The organism is Gordonia sp. J1A (assembly GCF_055393515.1).
The window spans coordinates 2,256,211-2,271,606 of the sequence record NZ_AP041607.1; the positions used below are offsets into that span (position 1 = coordinate 2,256,211).

Below are 15,396 nucleotides of genomic sequence, written 5' to 3' on the forward strand. Positions count from 1 at the left end.
GGGCCGGAGTCGGCCGCCTCGCGTCTCACGACACCGCTCAGTGTCCCACCGCAGCCTTGCGATACCCGCGCAAAGCGGGATAAATCGTGACCGCGAAGATGCCGATCACCCAGCACGCCACCTTGATCGCGTTGTCCATCAGCGGCCCGCCCGCGGCGAGCGAACGCATCAGTTCGATCGCAGGCGTCATCGGCTGGTTCTGCACCACCGGCTGAAGCCAATCGGGGTACGCCTCCACCGGCGAGAATCCGGAATTGAAGAACATCAGCAGGCTCGACAACAGTCCGAGATAGGGCACCAGCGGCGCACCGGGGGCGGCGTTCACCGCCAAGGCGAGCGCGAGCATCCCGTACGCGGCGCCGTAGGCCATCGCGACCACGAACAGTCCCACGGCCGGTCCCACACCCTGCGTGAACCGGAATCCGATGAGATGGCCCGCCGCGAGCAGGATCGCCGAAGTGATCAGGACTCGCACCGAATCGGCGGCCACCCGCGATGCGAGATCCGCCGATCGGTTGATCGGCATCACGTACAACCGGCTCAGCAACCCGCTGCGCCGCTCCACGTTGAGCCGGGTGGCCGACGCCACCGAACCGAACATCGCCGCCACCAGGACCACCAGCGGCACGGTGCCGTACGCGCTGTTCTGTCCCGTCGCCTGACCGATCACGTCGCCCAGCACCACCTTGAACATGATCATGCTCAGCGCGGGGAACAGCAGGATCTGGGTGAGTGTCGGAATGTCTCGCGCCAGCACCATCACCTGCCTGCCGGTCAGGATCGCCGACTGCGTGATCCAGGCGCGCAGCGATGTCTCCGCGGGCGACTGCACCGGCGGGAACTCCATCGCTTCCTGTGTCTCCCCGGCGTCCGGCGCCGTGCTCGACTGATCGGTCATCGCGCGTTCCTCCGCATGTAGATCCCGAGGAGGATGGCCGCGACCACCGCGAGCCCGATCATCCAGCACACCGACGGGAACAACTGGTGCCACGTCAGCGTGCCGTCGTCGGCCGAACGCATCACTCCCGCGAACTGGGAGATCGGCTGGTTTCGAGCGAACGGCCGGATCCACTCCGGGAACCGCTCCTCCGGAACGAATCCCGTCGACAGCATGCCCAGGATCAGCGTCGGCAGACCCATCGTCTGGCTGGTGGCCTGCGGGCTGCCCGCGATCAGGCCGATGCCGTCGGCCACCGTCGCCAGCAGCAGACCGATCAACGCCCCGATTCCGTAGAGCGCGAGAGTTCCGGTGACTCCCCCGCCGGGCCGCCACCCCATGATGAGGGTCGCGACGGTGGCGCACACGAGCGAGACCGTGAGAAGCACGGCATTGGTGGCCGTGCGCGCCAGCAGTGGCACCGCGGGTCGCATCGGCATCGCGCGGAAGCGGGTGTTGACGCCCTCCGAGCCGTCGAAGGACGAGCGCATCGCCGCCGACGAGGCAGTGAACTCCAGCGACTGCAGAAAGATGATCGGCATCAGGTACTGCGCATAGTTCATGTCCATCTGCGCATTCATGATCTTGCGCAGCGGGAGATAGAAGCACAGCGCCAGCAGCGCCGGCGAGAGGAAGGCGAGCACGATCTCGCCGTTGCGGACCACCTTGCGCAGTCCGCGTCCGGTCAGCGTCCACCACTGCTGGACCGGACTGATCTGCGCGGTCGCGCCGTCCGGACCGAACAACCGCGGAGCGACGGTCGCCTCGTGGGCCATCAGGCGCCCCGGTCCTTGTTCGGATCAGTCAGCGCCAGGAACACCTCGTCCAGCGAAGGCCGGCGCAAGGCGATGTCGGCCAGCGGGATCCGTGCCGCCTCGGTCCGCCGGATCACCTCGGCGAGCGTGTCCGGACCGTCGGGCGCAGGGACGGAGATCGTCTCTCCGTCGTCCTTGGCGTTGGCGCCGAGCAGATCGGCCAGGCGGGCCCGCAGCCGCGGCAGGTACGCCGGGTGCGCGGGTGTCACCTCACAGTAGGCCGCACCGGTCGCTGCTTTGAGCTCGTCCGAGGTGCCTTCGGCGATCACCCGGCCCTTGTCGATGACCACGATGTTGTCCGACAGCATGTCGGCTTCCTCGAGATACTGGGTGGTCAGCAAGATGGTGACGCCGGAATCGCGCAGCTGTTCCACCAGTTCCCACACGTCCTGCCGACTGCGCGGATCCAGGCCCGTGGTCGGTTCGTCGAGGAACACCACCTTCGGTTCGGTGACGAGCCCGCAGGCGATGTCGATGCGCCGCCGCATGCCACCGGAGTACTGGCCCACCCGTTTGTCGGCCGCCGCGACGAGAGAGAAGAACTCCAGCAGCTCGTCGGCACGGGCCCGAGCCGCGGGCTTCCGCAGTCCCATCAGCCGGCCGAACAGCACGAGGTTCTCACGCCCGGTCAGCGACTCGTCCAGCGCGGCGAACTGCCCGGTGAGCATGATCGACCGCCGGACCTGCGCCGCGTCCTTGAGGACGTCGTATCCGTTGACGGTCGCCGTACCCGAGGTGGGTCGCAGCAGGGTGCACAGCATGCTCACCGTGGTCGTCTTCCCGGCGCCGTTGGGTCCGAGCAGTGCCACGATCTTGCCCTTGGGCACTTTGAAGCTCACATCGTCGACGGCGACCATGTCGTTGAAGACCTTGCGCAGGCCATCGACCTCGATCGCGTATTCGACCGGACCGGCCTTCTCCCCGATGGGCACCATGTCGAGCGCCGGAAACGAGACCGTACGGGCAGCGGAGAGCGCAGCCTCCTCCGGGCTGATCTCCGGTTCGGCCGGCTTCACCACCGGCTGTTGCGCGGAGATGACGTCCCACGCGGCGCTGCGGCCCTCGGGCATCCGCGGCGCGCGGCGCGGCCGCTGCTCCACCAGTTCCGGCTCCTCCTTGCGGAAGCCGAGTCCGTTGAGCAGCCACGGCGCCGTCATCGGATTCTGCGTCCACTCCTCCTTCGGCGTGGAGTGACGCGCCTCGTGCACCGTCTCCTGCGGCTCGTCGCGCGGGACCGGGGTCGGAGTCGCCCGCTCAGCCGACGGCGCGGGTCCGGCCGTCCCCGTACCGAGTTCGGAGCGCCATGCCCGCAACTGTTCGGCGACGGGATCGTCTTCGTCGGATCCCCATCCGGGCACGTCGGACAGCTCATCCGAGCCAGACGTCAGTGGCTCCGCGCCGCTTCGAAGAGCATTCGATTCGTCGTCACGCCTGTGGCCAGCGTCCGGCATGGTGTCCTAACTAGTCGGTTGCGGCAATCGGCTGTCGATGCCCGGTGCCGCTAAGCGGTACCCGGCGCAGTATATCGACAGTGCACCACGGTATCGGCCGGCGCCGCCAGATCGACGCGAACGATCATCCACTCCGACGACGACCGCCCGCCCCGGAATCCCGGGACGGGCGGTCGTATGTTCGTCGTACGCGAAGCGCGGATCGGGCCTACTTGGCCTTCTCGAGCACCTCGACCAGACGCCAGCGCTTGGTCGCCGACAGCGGTCGGGTCTCCATGATCCGGACGCGGTCGCCGACGCCGGCGATCTGCTCCTCGTCGTGCGCCTTGACCTTGCTGGTCGTGCGGATGATCTTGCCGTACAGCGCGTGGCGTGTACGATCCTCCAGCTCGACCGTGATGGTCTTGGTCATCTTGTCACTGACGACGTAGCCGATCCGCTCCTTGCGGCTGGCGCGATCTTCGGTGTTCACCTTCTGGTCCTCACTCATGCGTCTTCACCCTCCGGTCCGGACGCGAGGCCCAGCTCGCGCTCACGCATCACGGTGTAGACACGCGCGATCTCGCGGCGCACGGTGCGCAGACGACGGTTGTTGTCGAGCTGACCGGTGGCCATCTGGAAGCGAAGGTTGAAAAGCTCTTCCTTCGACTCCTTCAGGCGCGCGACCAGGTCGGTATCGCTGAGCTCACGGAGCTCAGAAGCAGCGACTCCGAGTGCCATCAGAACTGCTCCTCTCGGGTCACGATTCGGGTCTTCATGGGGAGCTTGTGCTGTGCGCGGCGCAGTGCCTCGCGAGCGGTCTCCTCATTGGGGTAGCTCATCTCGAACAGCACGCGGCCCGGCTTCACCGGGGCCACCCACCACTCGGGCGAGCCCTTACCGGAACCCATGCGGGTCTCGGCGGGCTTCTTCGTGATCGGGCGGTCCGGGAAGATGTTGATCCAGACCTTGCCGCCACGCTTGATGTGGCGGTTGATCGCGATACGAGCAGACTCGATCTGACGGTTGGTGATGTACGCACCTTCCAGAGCCTGGATGCCGTAGTCACCGAAGGTGACCTTGGTTCCGCCCTTGGCCCGGCCCTTCAGGCTGGGGTGGTGCTGCTTGCGGTGCTTGACCCTGCGAGGGATCAACATGGCCTCAGCCCTCCTGGTTCTCTGCAGACGCCGGAGCGGACGCGGTGGCGTCGGCGGCCGGAGCCTGCGCAGCGTCGCTGCTGCGACCGCCCTGGCCACCACGCGCGTCGCGGCGCGGACGGCTCGGACGACGCGGTCCGCGACGATCCTCGGCGGGCGCGGCTGCGGCCAGCTCACGACGGCCGCCGACGATATCGCCCTTGTAGATCCACACCTTCACGCCGATGCGGCCGAAGGTGGTACGTGCCTCGTAGAGCCCGTAGTCGATGTCGGCGCGCAGCGTGTGCAGCGGCACGCGTCCCTCGCGGTAGAACTCCTTGCGGCTCATCTCGGCACCGCCCAGACGACCCGAGCACTGGACTCGGATGCCCTTGACGCCCGGCTGACGCATGGCCGACTGGATGGCCTTGCGCATCGCGCGGCGGAACGCCACACGGTTGCTGAGCTGCTCGGCGACGCCCTGCGCGACGAGCTGTGCGTCGGCCTCGGGGTTCTTGACCTCGAGGATGTTCAGCTGCACCTGCTTGCCGGTCAGCTTCTCCAGGTCGCCGCGGATGCGATCGGCCTCGGCGCCGCGGCGGCCGATGACGATGCCCGGACGAGCGGTGTGGATGTCGACGCGGACGCGGTCACGGGTGCGCTCGATCTCCACCTTGGAGATGCCGGCGCGCTCGAGGCCGGTGCTCAGCAGCTTGCGGATCGCGACGTCTTCCTTGACGTACTCCGCGTACTGCTTGTCGGCGTACCAACGTGAGTTCCAGTCCGTGGTGATGCCCAGCCGGAAGCCGTGCGGGTTGATCTTCTGGCCCACTGTTTAGGCTCCCTTCTTCTTCTGCTGGCGCGAACGAGCACGTCCGCCGTTCTCCGCAGCGGCGACGACCACGGTGATGTGGCTGGTGCGCTTGCGGATGCGGAAGGCGCGGCCCTGTGCACGCGGCTGGAACCGCTTCAGGGTCGGGCCCTCATCGGCGAAGGCCTCCGAGACGACGAGCGTCCGGCGGTCCAGGCCCACGTTGTTCTCAGCGTTCGCGACCGCGCTGGCGAGCACCTTGTAGACCGGCTCACTGGCCGCCTGCGGCGCGAACCGCAGGATGTCGAGAGCCTCGTCCACGTTCTTTCCGCGAACCAGGTCGATGACGCGGCGTGCCTTCATCGGGGTCACGCGAACGAACTTCGCGGTCGCCCGTGCACTCTGCACTGCGTTTTCAGTCTCAGTAGTCATGGTTACCGGCGCTTCGCTTTCCGGTCATCCTTGATGTGACCCTTGAAGGTACGGGTGGGAGCGAACTCGCCCAGCTTGTGACCCACCATCGAGTCGGACACGAACACGGGCACATGCTTGCGACCGTCGTGGACCGCAAAGGTGTGACCGATGAAGTCGGGGATGATGGTCGAGCGGCGCGACCAGGTCTTGATGACCTGCTTGGTGCCCTTCTCGTTCTGTGCATCCACCTTCTTCAGGAGGTGGTCGTCGACGAACGGGCCCTTCTTCAGGCTGCGTGGCATTTTTTACCTCCTCCTAGTTATCGCTTGTTCTTGCCGGTACGACGGCGACGGACGATCATCTTGTCGCTGGCCTTGTTCTTGCGGGTGCGGCCCTCAGGCTGTCCCCACGGGCTCACCGGGTGGCGACCGCCCGAGGTCTTGCCCTCACCACCGCCGTGCGGGTGGTCGACCGGGTTCATGACGACACCGCGGACGGTCGGGCGCTTGCCCTTCCAGCGCATACGGCCGGCCTTGCCCCAGTTGATGTTGCTCTGCTCGGCGTTGCCGACCTCGCCGACGGTGGCGCGGCAGCGCACGTCGACGCGGCGGATCTCACCGGAGGGCATGCGCAGGGTCGCGTACGGACCCTCCTTGCCCAGCAGCTGGATCGAGGCGCCGGCCGAACGAGCCATCTTGGCGCCGCCGCCCGGACGCAGCTCCACGTTGTGGATCTGGGTACCGGTCGGGATGTTGCGCAGCGGCAGGTTGTTGCCCGGCTTGATGTCGGCGTTGGGGCCGGATTCGACGACGTCGCCCTGCTTCAGGTTCTTCGGCGCCAGGATGTAGCGCTTCTCACCGTCCACGTAGTGCAGCAGCGCGATGCGCGCGGTGCGGTTGGGGTCGTACTCGATGTGCGCGACCTTGGCGTTGATGCCGTCCTTGTCGTTACGACGGAAGTCGATCAGACGGTAGGCGCGCTTGTGGCCGCCACCCTTGTGGCGGGTGGTGATCCGGCCGTGAGCGTTGCGGCCGCCGGTGCTGTGCAGCGGACGAACCAGCGACTTCTCCGGATGCGAACGGGTGACCTCGGAGAAGTCGGCACCGCTCGATCCGCGACGGCCCGGCGTCGTCGGCTTGTACTTACGAATTGCCATGAGTCTTAGTCCCTACTCTTCTTCGCGGGCGGTCAGGAGACCGCTCCCCCGAAGATCTCGATGGGCTTGCTGTCAGCGGACAGCGTCACGATGGCGCGCTTGGTGTTCTTGCGCTTGCCGTAGCCGTAACGGGTGCGCTTGCGCTTGCCCTGACGATTGGCGGTGTTGACGCTGGAGACCTTCACATCGAAGATCTGCTCGATGGCGATCTTGATCTGAGTCTTGTTCGAATCCGGGTGCACCAGGAACGTGTACACGTTGTCTTCGATCAGCCCGTAAGCCTTCTCCGAGATCACCGGCGCCAGGATGATGTCACGCGGGTCTGCCTGCGTAGCCATTCCTAGGCCTCCTTCTTCTGGTTCTGCTCGATGAAGGCGTTCAGGGTCTCAACGCTGAACACGACCTCATCCGAGTCGAGGACGTCGTAGGTGTTGAGCTGATCCGGCGCGATCGGCAGGACGTTGCCCAGGTTGGCGACGCTCTTCCACGCGGTGACGTCCTCACGGGACAGCACCACCAGGAACTTGCGACGCTCGCTCAGCTTCGCCAGGAACTCGCGAGCAGCCTTGGTCGACGGGGTCTGGCCGGCGACGAGCTCGGTCACCACGTGGATGCGCTCGTTGCGAGCACGGTCCGACAGGGCGCCGCGCAGCGCAGCGGCCTTGACCTTCTTGTTGACCTTCTGCGTGTAGTCACGCGGCTGCGGACCGTGAACGGTGCCGCCGCCGGTGAACTGCGGAGCGCGGATCGAGCCCTGACGAGCGCGGCCGGTGCCCTTCTGGCGGTACGGCTTGGCGCCGCCGCCGGAGACCTCGCCACGCGTCTTGGTCGAATGCGTGCCCTGGCGGGCGGCGGCCTGCTGGGCCACGACCACCTGGTGCATGAGCGCGATGTTCGCGGTCTGGTCGAAGAGCTCGGCCGGCAGGTCGACGGTGCCATTGGTGGTGCCGTCGGCGTTGCGGACGTCGAGCGTCAGCTTGGTTGCGGTTTCGGTGCTCACTTGGCGCCACCCTTCACTGCGTCGCGGACCACCACGATGCCGCCCTTGCGGCCGGGGATCGCGCCCTTGATCAACAGCAGACCGGCTTCGGCGTCCACCTTGTGGACGGTCAGGTTCTGCGTGGTCACCTTGTCGGAGCCCATGCGGCCTGCCATGCGGGTGCCCTTGAAGACACGACCCGGCGTGGCGCAGCCACCGATGGAGCCCGGCGAACGGTGCACGCGGTGCGCACCGTGGCTGGCACCCAGACCGGCGAAGCCGTGACGCTTCATGACACCGGCGAAGCCCTTGCCCTTGGAAGTACCGGTTACGTCCACCTTCACGCCTTCGGCGAAGATGTCGGCACCCAGCTCCTGGCCGACCTCGAACTCCGAGATGTCGTTGACACGGATCTCGGTGAGGTGGCGGCGCGGGGTGACGCCGGCCTTGGCGAACTGGCCGGCGACCGGCTTGCTCACCTTGCGGGGGTCGACGGCGCCGTACGCGAGCTGAACGGCGGTGTAGCCGTCACGGTCTGCGGTGCGCAGCTGGGTGACGACGTTGGAGCCGGTCGCGATGACGGTCACCGGGACGACCCGGTTGTTCTCGTCGAAAACCTGGGTCATGCCGAGCTTGGTGCCCAGGATGCCCTTGGTTGCATTCTGATTGCTCATTTGATCCAATCCCCCGTCACTGAATGTTGACGTCGACACTCGCCGGGAGATCGATGCGCATCAGCGCGTCGACCGTCTTCGGCGTCGGGTCGAGGATGTCGATGAGTCGCTTGTGCGTGCGCATCTCGAAGTGTTCGCGGCTGTCCTTGTACTTATGCGGCGAACGGATGACGCAGTACACGTTCTTTTCGGTGGGCAACGGCACCGGGCCGACCACGCGCGCACCCGTGCGGGTCACGGTCTCCACGATCTTGCGCGCAGAAGCGTCGATCGCCTCGTGGTCGTAGGCCTTGAGCCTGATGCGGATCTTCTGTCCCGCCACGCTGTGTCCTCTTCCGTCTGTTCATCTCTCGACAGCACAACACCGCGTGACTCCACACCCGAGATCACTCACGGGCGGCAACTGATGCCACATGACCACGCCTTGACATTTGGCGGATCGACGCTGTTCTACTGTCGTTGTACGGTGCCGAACTCTCGTCCGGCTGCCGACTCTCGTCGGCTTCGCCTCCGGCACCCGCGGTCGGGCGTGTCGGTCCGGTTCCCCGGATGAGAATTCATCCGAGCCCACACTGTGGGTCCCGCGTTACACGCCCGGATCCGCGCTTTGCGGTCCTGGAAGTTTGTTCGCCCCTACGCGAGGCAACCTGAATAGTATGCACCACCCCGCCGATGAGCTCAAATCCGCCGACGCGCCCGATTCCGTGGGTGACTCGCGACTGACGTCCCGCACTTCGCGAGATAGTCTGAACAGACGACACTACTGTCGTCTGTATGACCGACATTCATGATGCTGTCCCGCTGAGCGTCCGCGACACCGTCGCTCTGACCCCCGCCGTCACGTCCGTCATCCACTGCGACGTCGTCGCCACCACCGGGGAGTCACTCGACGTCTCCCGAGTCGCCGCCTGGATGAGGGAACGACTCGACTGCTGGCCGATGTTCACCCGCACGCTGCGGCACTCATGGGGCCACGCCGGCCTGCCGCACTGGGTCACGGATCCGTCTGTCGACGTCGCCGCGCACATCCGGGTCGTCGACGGCGGCGAGCCGGCGGGCGCGGAGCGGATCGTGGCGGAACTGGTCTCGACGCCGGTCGATCTGTCGCGGCCGCCGTGGGATCTGACGGTGATCACCGGCGTGACCGGCATGGATCTCGACTACCCCGAACCGGTCACGTTGGTGGTGCTGCGCACCCATCACGCGGCCGGCGACGGAACCAAGATCGCCGCGGTCATGCGCCGCGCGCTGCGCGACGAGCCGGTGCCCGCTCCACCCGTCCCCGGCCACCGGCCGCCCGGGAACCTGAGATCGGCGCTGTCGATCCCGGCCGCACTGGTGCGTCATCTCGCGGCGCTGCCGGGTCTGTCACGGCACGCGGCCAACCTGAAGTCGGTCGAACTCCCCCGGGGAACGCGCTTCAACCACGCCCTGCGCGGACCGATTCACATCGGTTCGGTGCCGTTGAGTCTGCGCGAGGTCCGCGCGGTCCGCGACGTTGTTCCGGGAGCCACCGTCAACGATGCGGTCACCGCGATCATCGGCCGGGCGCTGTTCGAGACCTTGACGGAGCTCGACGGCGGCGAGCCGGCGGTGCCGCTGTACGCCGCGTCGCCCTTCCAGGCCGACGATCTGACCGCTGACGCCAACTCGTTCTCCGAGGAGATCGTGGAACTGCACGGCGACGAATCCGACCCGATCGAGCGGCTCCGGCGAGTACACGCCTCGACCGCGGCTGCCAAGGCGCGGGTCCGCAGTGAGGATGCGATCGCCTTCCGCGCCTTGCAGACTCGGCTCGCACCGACTGTCCTCGGTCTGTCCAGGAAACGGGCTCAGCGATCCGGCGTCGCCGAAGCAGGCGTCGATTCCCCGGCCGCGAGCACCGCCGCCACGCTGATCTCCAACGTCCGCAGCGATCTCGTCGACGCCACCTTCCTCGGTGATCCGGTGATCGACCAGTTGATGTGGCTCAACATCGGCGATCGGATGACGTTGCAGCATGTGGTCACCTCGCTCGGCGACCGGCTGACGATCAACGTGACGGCAGACCTCAGCGCGTTGCGCGACTTGGACGACTACCTCGGCAAGCTCCGTCATCACGCTGCCGTTCTCACCGACGCCTGCGTGAACACCATCCACTGAACTCCGGGCGCCCGCCCCGTCTCCGCGGACGGAATTGGGCCGAACGTGCGACTGACCGCGTACCCAGGGCGGCGATAGGCTGCATTCTCATGCGTTTTCAGAAAGAGGAGCAGCACCGAGAAGCGCGGGATGTGTAAGTCGGATACAGATGTGAAGAACGCGACGTTCGCCCTCGGCGAGGCCAGACAGGCGACAGCCGGCGAGATCGAGCGATGGGACGACCTGATCCGCGCCAACCCCGATGGAGGTTCGGTCTTCCGGTCTCGCGCGTTCGCACACACCCAGCAGCTCGCAGGGCATCACGTCGAATATCTGATGGTCGGCGACCTGGCTGTGTTGGCTGTGGTCGCGACTGTCCCGACGCTCGGCGACTACTGGCAGATCCCCGGTCCGGGTGTCACCTCGGTCGAGGACCTCGTTCTCGTCGTCGATTCACTCACCCCGCTGGCTGCTGAACTCGGCGTGATGACGATTCGCGTCGATCCGTATATTCCCGCCTCCGAGCAGGCTGAGGCTACCCTGATCGCACACGGTCTGAGTCGGACGATGACCTGGACCATCGAGCACACCATCCTGGTCGATCTGAGTGGCACGGACGAGGATGTCCTGGCCAGATTCAGCACGCGGGCCCGGCGATGGATCAAGCGTGCGACCCGTGAGGATGTGGTGGTGGAGCGGGTCGAGGCGACCGATGCGAACTGCCGAATCAATTTCGATCTCCTCCGATCCACCGCGAACGGACGATTCGGGATACCCGATCTCCACACTGCGACGACGACGTACCAGCACCTGCAGAAGTCCGGCGCCGGTCAGTTGTTCTTCGCCCGCCGGCGAGGAGAGGTGGTCGCCACGGCTTTCGCACTCAGATTCGGTCATCGCGCCCTCTACCTGACCGGCGCCTCCGTGCGCAGTGCATCGGACGACAGTTCCTCGAGCGGCCTCGGGACCACCGGCGCCGGGCACGCCGTCCAATGGGAGATCATGAGGTGGGCGCGCGAGAACGGCTGCACCGAGCACGACTTGTACGGGTCGCCCTCTCGCGCTCATCTCGACACACCCGAGCACCCACTCCACGGGGTGGGTCAATTCAAGCTCAGCTTCAGCAAGAACGTCGTCGACTACGTCGGCTGCTACCAACGTCCCGTCAGCAGGCTCCGCACCGTGCTGCTCGACACCGCCGACCACGTCCTCATGACGATGGCCCGGTCGCCTGGCATAGCGGCATTGCGCCGCCGTCCTGTCATCGCCAACCCCGACCTGGACTGGTTTCGGTGGGCTCCGGCGAACTCCGTCCGCGCACTGCTGCGCCACTGAACCGAGGTCCCACGATGGAACGCCTACAGCCCAAGGACGCGATGTTCGTCTACACCGACGGACCGCGATCTCGTCAGATCACCGTGTGCTGTGGTTTCTTCGTGAGCGCCGCTGATCACGACCTGCCGCTGGAGTCCGCCGTGCACGAGTGGTTCGCCGCACGCACGCGCGGGCCACTCTTTCGTCGCAGGCTCCGACGGTCGATGCTCGACCTCGAGTACCCCGTCTGGGTGCACGACGACGACTTCCGTCTCGATCGCCATTTGTTCATGCACGACCCGATGACCTCGGACGGCTTCCTCGAGTTCCTCGGAGAACTGGCCGAATCCGCTATGGATTTGTCCCGTCCACTGTGGGAGATCCATGTCAGCCGGTGCCCCGACGGATTCGGCCCGATAGCGGACCAGGGCTTCGCCGTGGCCGTCCGCATCCACCACGCCGCTGCGGACGGGATCGCCGTCCAGGCGATCCTCGCCAGTCTCTTCGGGCAGGAATCGTCGGCCGGAAACTCCGAACGGGAGCTGTTACCGGGGTCCGACTGCCACACCGCGGCGGGAGCGCTCACGCAGGTGGTTCGATCGATCACTGACTTCCGTCGGGCCGTTCGCGACTATCGCGCCGCGCTCGATGAGAGAACAACGGTGCGCGCCGCCGAAAACTACCCGGTGCCGCCGACAGACCGGACCGTCACCCCGATCGACGGTCCGGTCGGCCCCAAGCGTGGCGTGGCCGTCGTCTACTGGCCGTGGACGGAGATCCGACAGATCCGCCGCAGTGCCGGCGAGGCCACCGTCAACGACCTTGTTCTCACCGTGATCGGCCGGGCGATGCACGACTACCTCTGCGCTGTCGGGAGCCCGCCGGAAGGCTCACTGGTGGCGTCGGTTCCCATGACGGTACGGCCACGGGAGGCCGACGGCACCGTGACCGACGACGATGGTGAGGGCAACAACCGGTTCGTCATGATGACGGTCGACCTCCACAGCACCCAACCGGACCCGATCGCCCGGCTGCGAGCGGTCCACGACGCAGTGCTGGGCGAGCGCCTCAGGCTCAGCCACCGGGCCGAGGCATCCGCGGATGCGACCGTCAGTTACGTACCGCCCGGCTTCCTGATCCGGGCACTGCGACGACGAACAGAAGACTCCCGCGGCTATCCACGGCGTGACGAGCCCGACGACCGACCTTTCAATACGTCGGTGATGACTGCTTACCGGCTGCCGTTCGAACTCCGCCTCCTGGACTGCCGCCAGGTCTGCGGGCTGGGATTCGGGCCACTCAACGGCACTGGCATCTCCCACGCACACGGTGCCGGCGACGACTGGTGCGGTGTGACAGCACTGTGCGATACCGATCTCGTACCGGACCCGTCCGAGTACGCGTCAGCGCTCGATGCGGCATACGCAGATCTCCGGAACGCCACCCTCGGCACCACTGCCGGATAACATCGGGCGATCGCCCCAAGTCCACCGGCCGTGCCTGCTCTCCGCCCCGGGCCCACGTCCGCAGACTCCCCACCGTCACGATCGGAAGAGTCCTCGATGGCACGTCTGCAACCCAAAGACGCCCTGTTCGTATACACGGACGGACCGCGGTCGCGCCAAATGAACGTCGCCACCCAATTCTTCGTCGTCGACGACCCTGCCACGGAATTGCCCGCCGAGGCCGTGACGGACTGGTTCCGCGCTCGAACCACCGGGATGATCTTCCGCAGATGTCTCAAGCGGTCATTTCTCGACCTCGACTATCCCGTGTGGATCGAAGACGACGACTTCCGATTCGAGCACCACGTGTTCCTTCACCCTGCCGTCTCTGAAAGCGGCGTGCTCGGGTTGCTCGGGGAATTGGCCGAGACCCCGATGGACCTGACGCGACCGCTGTGGGAGGTCCACGTCATTCCCTGCCCAGACGGGTTCGGCCCGGTCAGGCGATCGGGCGTCGCGATCACGCTGCGCGTGCACCACGCCGCGGCCGACGGAATCGAGATGCAGACCATCTACGCCGCGCTGTTCGGCTCCGAACTCCCCGGCGCGAATGGACCGTTCGCCCCGATCTCCGTCCCCGGCGACCGCGGCCACGCGATACTCCGCCGGATCCGCCGCTCGGTCGGCGACTTCATCAGCGCGGCGGATGAACACCGCCGAACTCTCGCCGAGTTGGAGTCGGCGCGCGGCGACGCCGACTATCCATTGCCTCCTTCGGAACCGACGCCTACGCCGATCGATGGGCCCGTCGGACCGCGCCGGGCAGTAGTGGCCACTCACCTTCCCTGGCAGCAGGTACGCGACATTCGCAGTGCTGCCGGCTCGGCGACGATCAATGACATCGCCCTCACCGTGATCGGTGGGGCGATGCACGACTACCTCGACGCGATCGGTTCAACACCTGCGGGATCTCTGGTCGCTTCGGTTCCAATGACCGTGCGACCGAAGACCGCGGACGGCTCGCTCGCGTCAGACGACACGACCGAAGGCAACAACCGGTTCGTCATGATGACGGTGGACCTGCACAGCACGGTTGTCGACCCGCTCGAACGGCTTCGAGCGGTCCATGACGCCGTGCTCGGGGAACGCGAGCGGCTGAGTCACCCGATCGAGGCCACGGCCGACGACATCACCGCGAGATATGTGCCGCCGGGGTTCGTCGCCCGCGCGTTGCGCAGACTGAGGGAAGACGCTCGCGGGTATCCGAGGCGCACGGAACCCGACGGCAAACCGTTCAACACCTCCGTCATGACCAGCTTTCGGCTGCCCTTCGACCCGCAGTTCTTCGGCCGTTCCCGCGCGTGCAGCGTCGTCTTCGGTCCGCTCAACGGCACAGGCCTCTCACACGCCCACAATGTGGCAGGTGAATGGATGGGGATCACCGCTCTCTGCGACCGCGATCTGATTCCCGACCCCGAGCGGTATGCAGCCGCGTTGCGGAGCTCGTATGAGGGACTGCGCGACGCCGCGCTCGGCGCGACTGCCCGATAGCATCGGAACTCATGACTGCAACTCCCGGTAACACCAACAGTGCGACGTACGCCCTCCGCAAGCGTCTGCCCGGTGGTCGGCTCGGCAACGCACTGTTCTCGCTCGGCATGGTCGCGCGCGTGCCGTACTTCGGCACCATTCTCCCGCTCGTCGAGGAGATGGAACCCGGATACTGCCGTGTCTCGGCGCCCAACTGGTTCGGCGTTCACAACCACCTCGGAACCTCTCACGCCATCGCGGCCTGCAATCTCGCCGAGACCGCGATGGGGATGTTGATGGAGGCCACCGTGCCGACGGGGCACCGCTGGATCCCCAAGGCGATGAGCACGCAGTACCTCGCCAAGGCCACCACGCGACTGACCGCCCACGCGGAGTTGGCCGAACCGGTGGACTTCTCGACCATCACCGAGGGTCGTGAAGTGATGGTCACGATCCGGATCCTCGATACTGCGGGAACCGAGGTGGTCCACTGCGACATCACCACCTGGGTGACGCCGAAGTGACCGAATCAGGCACGCCCTTGGTCCTTTCCGCAGGTCTGTAATGAGTTTCTCAGTCGACTGCCAGTAGGGTTGCACTCGTAACCGCCGGACACACAGGGTGGCCGGAGACT

General features: G+C 66.3%; 19 protein-coding genes. 5 read left to right on the plus strand and 14 right to left on the minus strand.

What is annotated here, in order from left to right; all coding sequences use genetic code 11:
- Window positions 1-37: 37 nt before the first annotated feature.
- The 14 genes from ACZ5QD_RS10505 to rpsJ all read right to left on the minus strand — a co-directional run bounded on the left by ACZ5QD_RS10505 (window position 38) and on the right by rpsJ (window position 8,674).
- Window positions 38-847 carry an ABC transporter permease gene (locus tag ACZ5QD_RS10505; RefSeq protein WP_039867095.1) on the minus strand — a complete coding sequence of 270 codons (810 nt, stop codon included), beginning with the start codon at window positions 845-847 and terminating at the stop codon, window positions 38-40.
- 47 nt (window positions 848-894) lie between these two features.
- On the minus strand, window positions 895-1,713 hold the full coding sequence (locus tag ACZ5QD_RS10510; RefSeq protein ID WP_006895637.1) for an ABC transporter permease: 819 nt from the start codon (window positions 1,711-1,713) through the stop codon (window positions 895-897).
- Window positions 1,713-3,203: an ATP-binding cassette domain-containing protein gene (locus tag ACZ5QD_RS10515; RefSeq protein ID WP_045536400.1), complete on the minus strand. Its 1,491-nt coding sequence runs from the start codon at window positions 3,201-3,203 to the stop codon at window positions 1,713-1,715. Before ACZ5QD_RS10515 ends, ACZ5QD_RS10510 begins: the two co-directional genes overlap by 1 nt.
- A gap of 208 nt (window positions 3,204-3,411) precedes the next feature.
- The gene (rpsQ, locus tag ACZ5QD_RS10520; RefSeq protein ID WP_006895639.1) at window positions 3,412-3,693 is read right to left on the minus strand and encodes a 30S ribosomal protein S17; all 282 of its coding nucleotides are present in this window, start codon (window positions 3,691-3,693) and stop codon (window positions 3,412-3,414) included.
- Window positions 3,690-3,923 (minus strand): 50S ribosomal protein L29, encoded by a 234-nt coding sequence (gene rpmC / locus ACZ5QD_RS10525; RefSeq protein ID WP_006895641.1) that lies wholly within the window; start codon window positions 3,921-3,923, stop codon window positions 3,690-3,692. The genes rpsQ and rpmC overlap by 4 nt, the downstream gene beginning before the upstream one ends.
- A complete protein-coding gene (rplP, locus tag ACZ5QD_RS10530) occupies window positions 3,923-4,339 on the minus strand; it encodes a 50S ribosomal protein L16 (protein WP_006895643.1) in 417 nt (138 codons plus the stop codon). Before rplP ends, rpmC begins: the two co-directional genes overlap by 1 nt.
- Before the next feature lie 4 nt (window positions 4,340-4,343).
- Window positions 4,344-5,150 (minus strand): 30S ribosomal protein S3, encoded by an 807-nt coding sequence (gene rpsC / locus ACZ5QD_RS10535; RefSeq protein WP_006895645.1) that lies wholly within the window; start codon window positions 5,148-5,150, stop codon window positions 4,344-4,346.
- A 3-nt stretch (window positions 5,151-5,153) separates the two neighbouring features.
- Entirely contained in the window at window positions 5,154-5,561 is a 408-nt protein-coding gene (rplV, locus tag ACZ5QD_RS10540) for a 50S ribosomal protein L22 (RefSeq protein WP_006895646.1), read from the minus strand.
- A gap of 2 nt (window positions 5,562-5,563) precedes the next feature.
- Complete coding sequence (gene rpsS, locus ACZ5QD_RS10545; RefSeq protein ID WP_006895647.1) at window positions 5,564-5,845, minus strand: 30S ribosomal protein S19; 282 nt, start codon at window positions 5,843-5,845, stop codon at window positions 5,564-5,566.
- A gap of 17 nt (window positions 5,846-5,862) precedes the next feature.
- Window positions 5,863-6,699: a 50S ribosomal protein L2 gene (gene rplB, locus ACZ5QD_RS10550; RefSeq protein WP_006895648.1), complete on the minus strand. Its 837-nt coding sequence runs from the start codon at window positions 6,697-6,699 to the stop codon at window positions 5,863-5,865.
- Window positions 6,700-6,731: 32 nt separating this feature from the next.
- Window positions 6,732-7,037, minus strand: coding sequence for a 50S ribosomal protein L23 (rplW, locus tag ACZ5QD_RS10555; RefSeq protein ID WP_006895649.1), 306 nt, complete (start codon window positions 7,035-7,037; stop codon window positions 6,732-6,734).
- 2 nt (window positions 7,038-7,039) lie between these two features.
- Window positions 7,040-7,699 (minus strand): 50S ribosomal protein L4, encoded by a 660-nt coding sequence (rplD, locus tag ACZ5QD_RS10560; protein WP_006895650.1) that lies wholly within the window; start codon window positions 7,697-7,699, stop codon window positions 7,040-7,042.
- Window positions 7,696-8,352, minus strand: a complete 657-nt coding sequence (rplC, locus tag ACZ5QD_RS10565) for a 50S ribosomal protein L3 (RefSeq protein ID WP_006895652.1) — start codon at window positions 8,350-8,352, stop codon at window positions 7,696-7,698. The genes rplD and rplC overlap by 4 nt, the downstream gene beginning before the upstream one ends.
- Window positions 8,353-8,368: 16 nt before the next feature.
- Window positions 8,369-8,674, minus strand: a complete 306-nt coding sequence (rpsJ, locus tag ACZ5QD_RS10570) for a 30S ribosomal protein S10 (RefSeq protein ID WP_003938093.1) — start codon at window positions 8,672-8,674, stop codon at window positions 8,369-8,371.
- A gap of 452 nt (window positions 8,675-9,126) precedes the next feature.
- Here rpsJ and ACZ5QD_RS10575 point away from each other — a divergent pair, with 452 nt between their 5' ends.
- From ACZ5QD_RS10575 to ACZ5QD_RS10595, 5 genes are all read left to right on the plus strand, one after another.
- Window positions 9,127-10,494, plus strand: a complete 1,368-nt coding sequence (locus ACZ5QD_RS10575) for a wax ester/triacylglycerol synthase domain-containing protein (RefSeq protein WP_045536395.1) — start codon at window positions 9,127-9,129, stop codon at window positions 10,492-10,494.
- A gap of 150 nt (window positions 10,495-10,644) precedes the next feature.
- Window positions 10,645-11,808: a lipid II:glycine glycyltransferase FemX gene (locus ACZ5QD_RS10580; RefSeq protein WP_464366723.1), complete on the plus strand. Its 1,164-nt coding sequence runs from the start codon at window positions 10,645-10,647 to the stop codon at window positions 11,806-11,808.
- 14 nt (window positions 11,809-11,822) lie between these two features.
- Window positions 11,823-13,253, plus strand: coding sequence for a wax ester/triacylglycerol synthase domain-containing protein (locus tag ACZ5QD_RS10585; RefSeq protein ID WP_464366724.1), 1,431 nt, complete (start codon window positions 11,823-11,825; stop codon window positions 13,251-13,253).
- 96 nt (window positions 13,254-13,349) lie between these two features.
- A complete protein-coding gene (locus ACZ5QD_RS10590; RefSeq protein WP_006895656.1) occupies window positions 13,350-14,783 on the plus strand; it encodes a wax ester/triacylglycerol synthase domain-containing protein in 1,434 nt (477 codons plus the stop codon).
- 11 nt (window positions 14,784-14,794) lie between these two features.
- On the plus strand, window positions 14,795-15,286 hold the full coding sequence (locus ACZ5QD_RS10595) for a hotdog fold domain-containing protein (RefSeq protein ID WP_464366725.1): 492 nt from the start codon (window positions 14,795-14,797) through the stop codon (window positions 15,284-15,286).
- Window positions 15,287-15,396: the final 110 nt, after the last annotated feature.

Bases quoted from the DNA above. Each gene is read 5' to 3' on its own strand.
- ACZ5QD_RS10505 (WP_039867095.1), bottom strand. From the start codon at position 847: ATGGAGTTCCCGCCGGTGCAGTCGCCCGCGGAGACATCGCTGCGCGCC.
- ACZ5QD_RS10510 (WP_006895637.1), bottom strand. From the start codon at position 1,713: ATGGCCCACGAGGCGACCGTCGCTCCGCGGTTGTTCGGTCCGGACGGC.
- ACZ5QD_RS10515 (WP_045536400.1), bottom strand. From the start codon at position 3,203: ATGCCGGACGCTGGCCACAGGCGTGACGACGAATCGAATGCTCTTCGA.
- rpsQ (WP_006895639.1), bottom strand. From the start codon at position 3,693: ATGAGTGAGGACCAGAAGGTGAACACCGAAGATCGCGCCAGCCGCAAG.
- rpmC (WP_006895641.1), bottom strand. From the start codon at position 3,923: ATGGCACTCGGAGTCGCTGCTTCTGAGCTCCGTGAGCTCAGCGATACC.
- rplP (WP_006895643.1), bottom strand. From the start codon at position 4,339: ATGTTGATCCCTCGCAGGGTCAAGCACCGCAAGCAGCACCACCCCAGC.
- rplV (WP_006895646.1), bottom strand. From the start codon at position 5,561: ATGACTACTGAGACTGAAAACGCAGTGCAGAGTGCACGGGCGACCGCG.
- rpsS (WP_006895647.1), bottom strand. From the start codon at position 5,845: ATGCCACGCAGCCTGAAGAAGGGCCCGTTCGTCGACGACCACCTCCTG.
- rplB (WP_006895648.1), bottom strand. From the start codon at position 6,699: ATGGCAATTCGTAAGTACAAGCCGACGACGCCGGGCCGTCGCGGATCG.
- rplW (WP_006895649.1), bottom strand. From the start codon at position 7,037: ATGGCTACGCAGGCAGACCCGCGTGACATCATCCTGGCGCCGGTGATC.
- rplC (WP_006895652.1), bottom strand. From the start codon at position 8,352: ATGAGCAATCAGAATGCAACCAAGGGCATCCTGGGCACCAAGCTCGGC.
- ACZ5QD_RS10575 (WP_045536395.1), top strand. From the start codon at position 9,127: ATGACCGACATTCATGATGCTGTCCCGCTGAGCGTCCGCGACACCGTC.
- ACZ5QD_RS10585 (WP_464366724.1), top strand. From the start codon at position 11,823: ATGGAACGCCTACAGCCCAAGGACGCGATGTTCGTCTACACCGACGGA.
- ACZ5QD_RS10590 (WP_006895656.1), top strand. From the start codon at position 13,350: ATGGCACGTCTGCAACCCAAAGACGCCCTGTTCGTATACACGGACGGA.
- ACZ5QD_RS10595 (WP_464366725.1), top strand. From the start codon at position 14,795: ATGACTGCAACTCCCGGTAACACCAACAGTGCGACGTACGCCCTCCGC.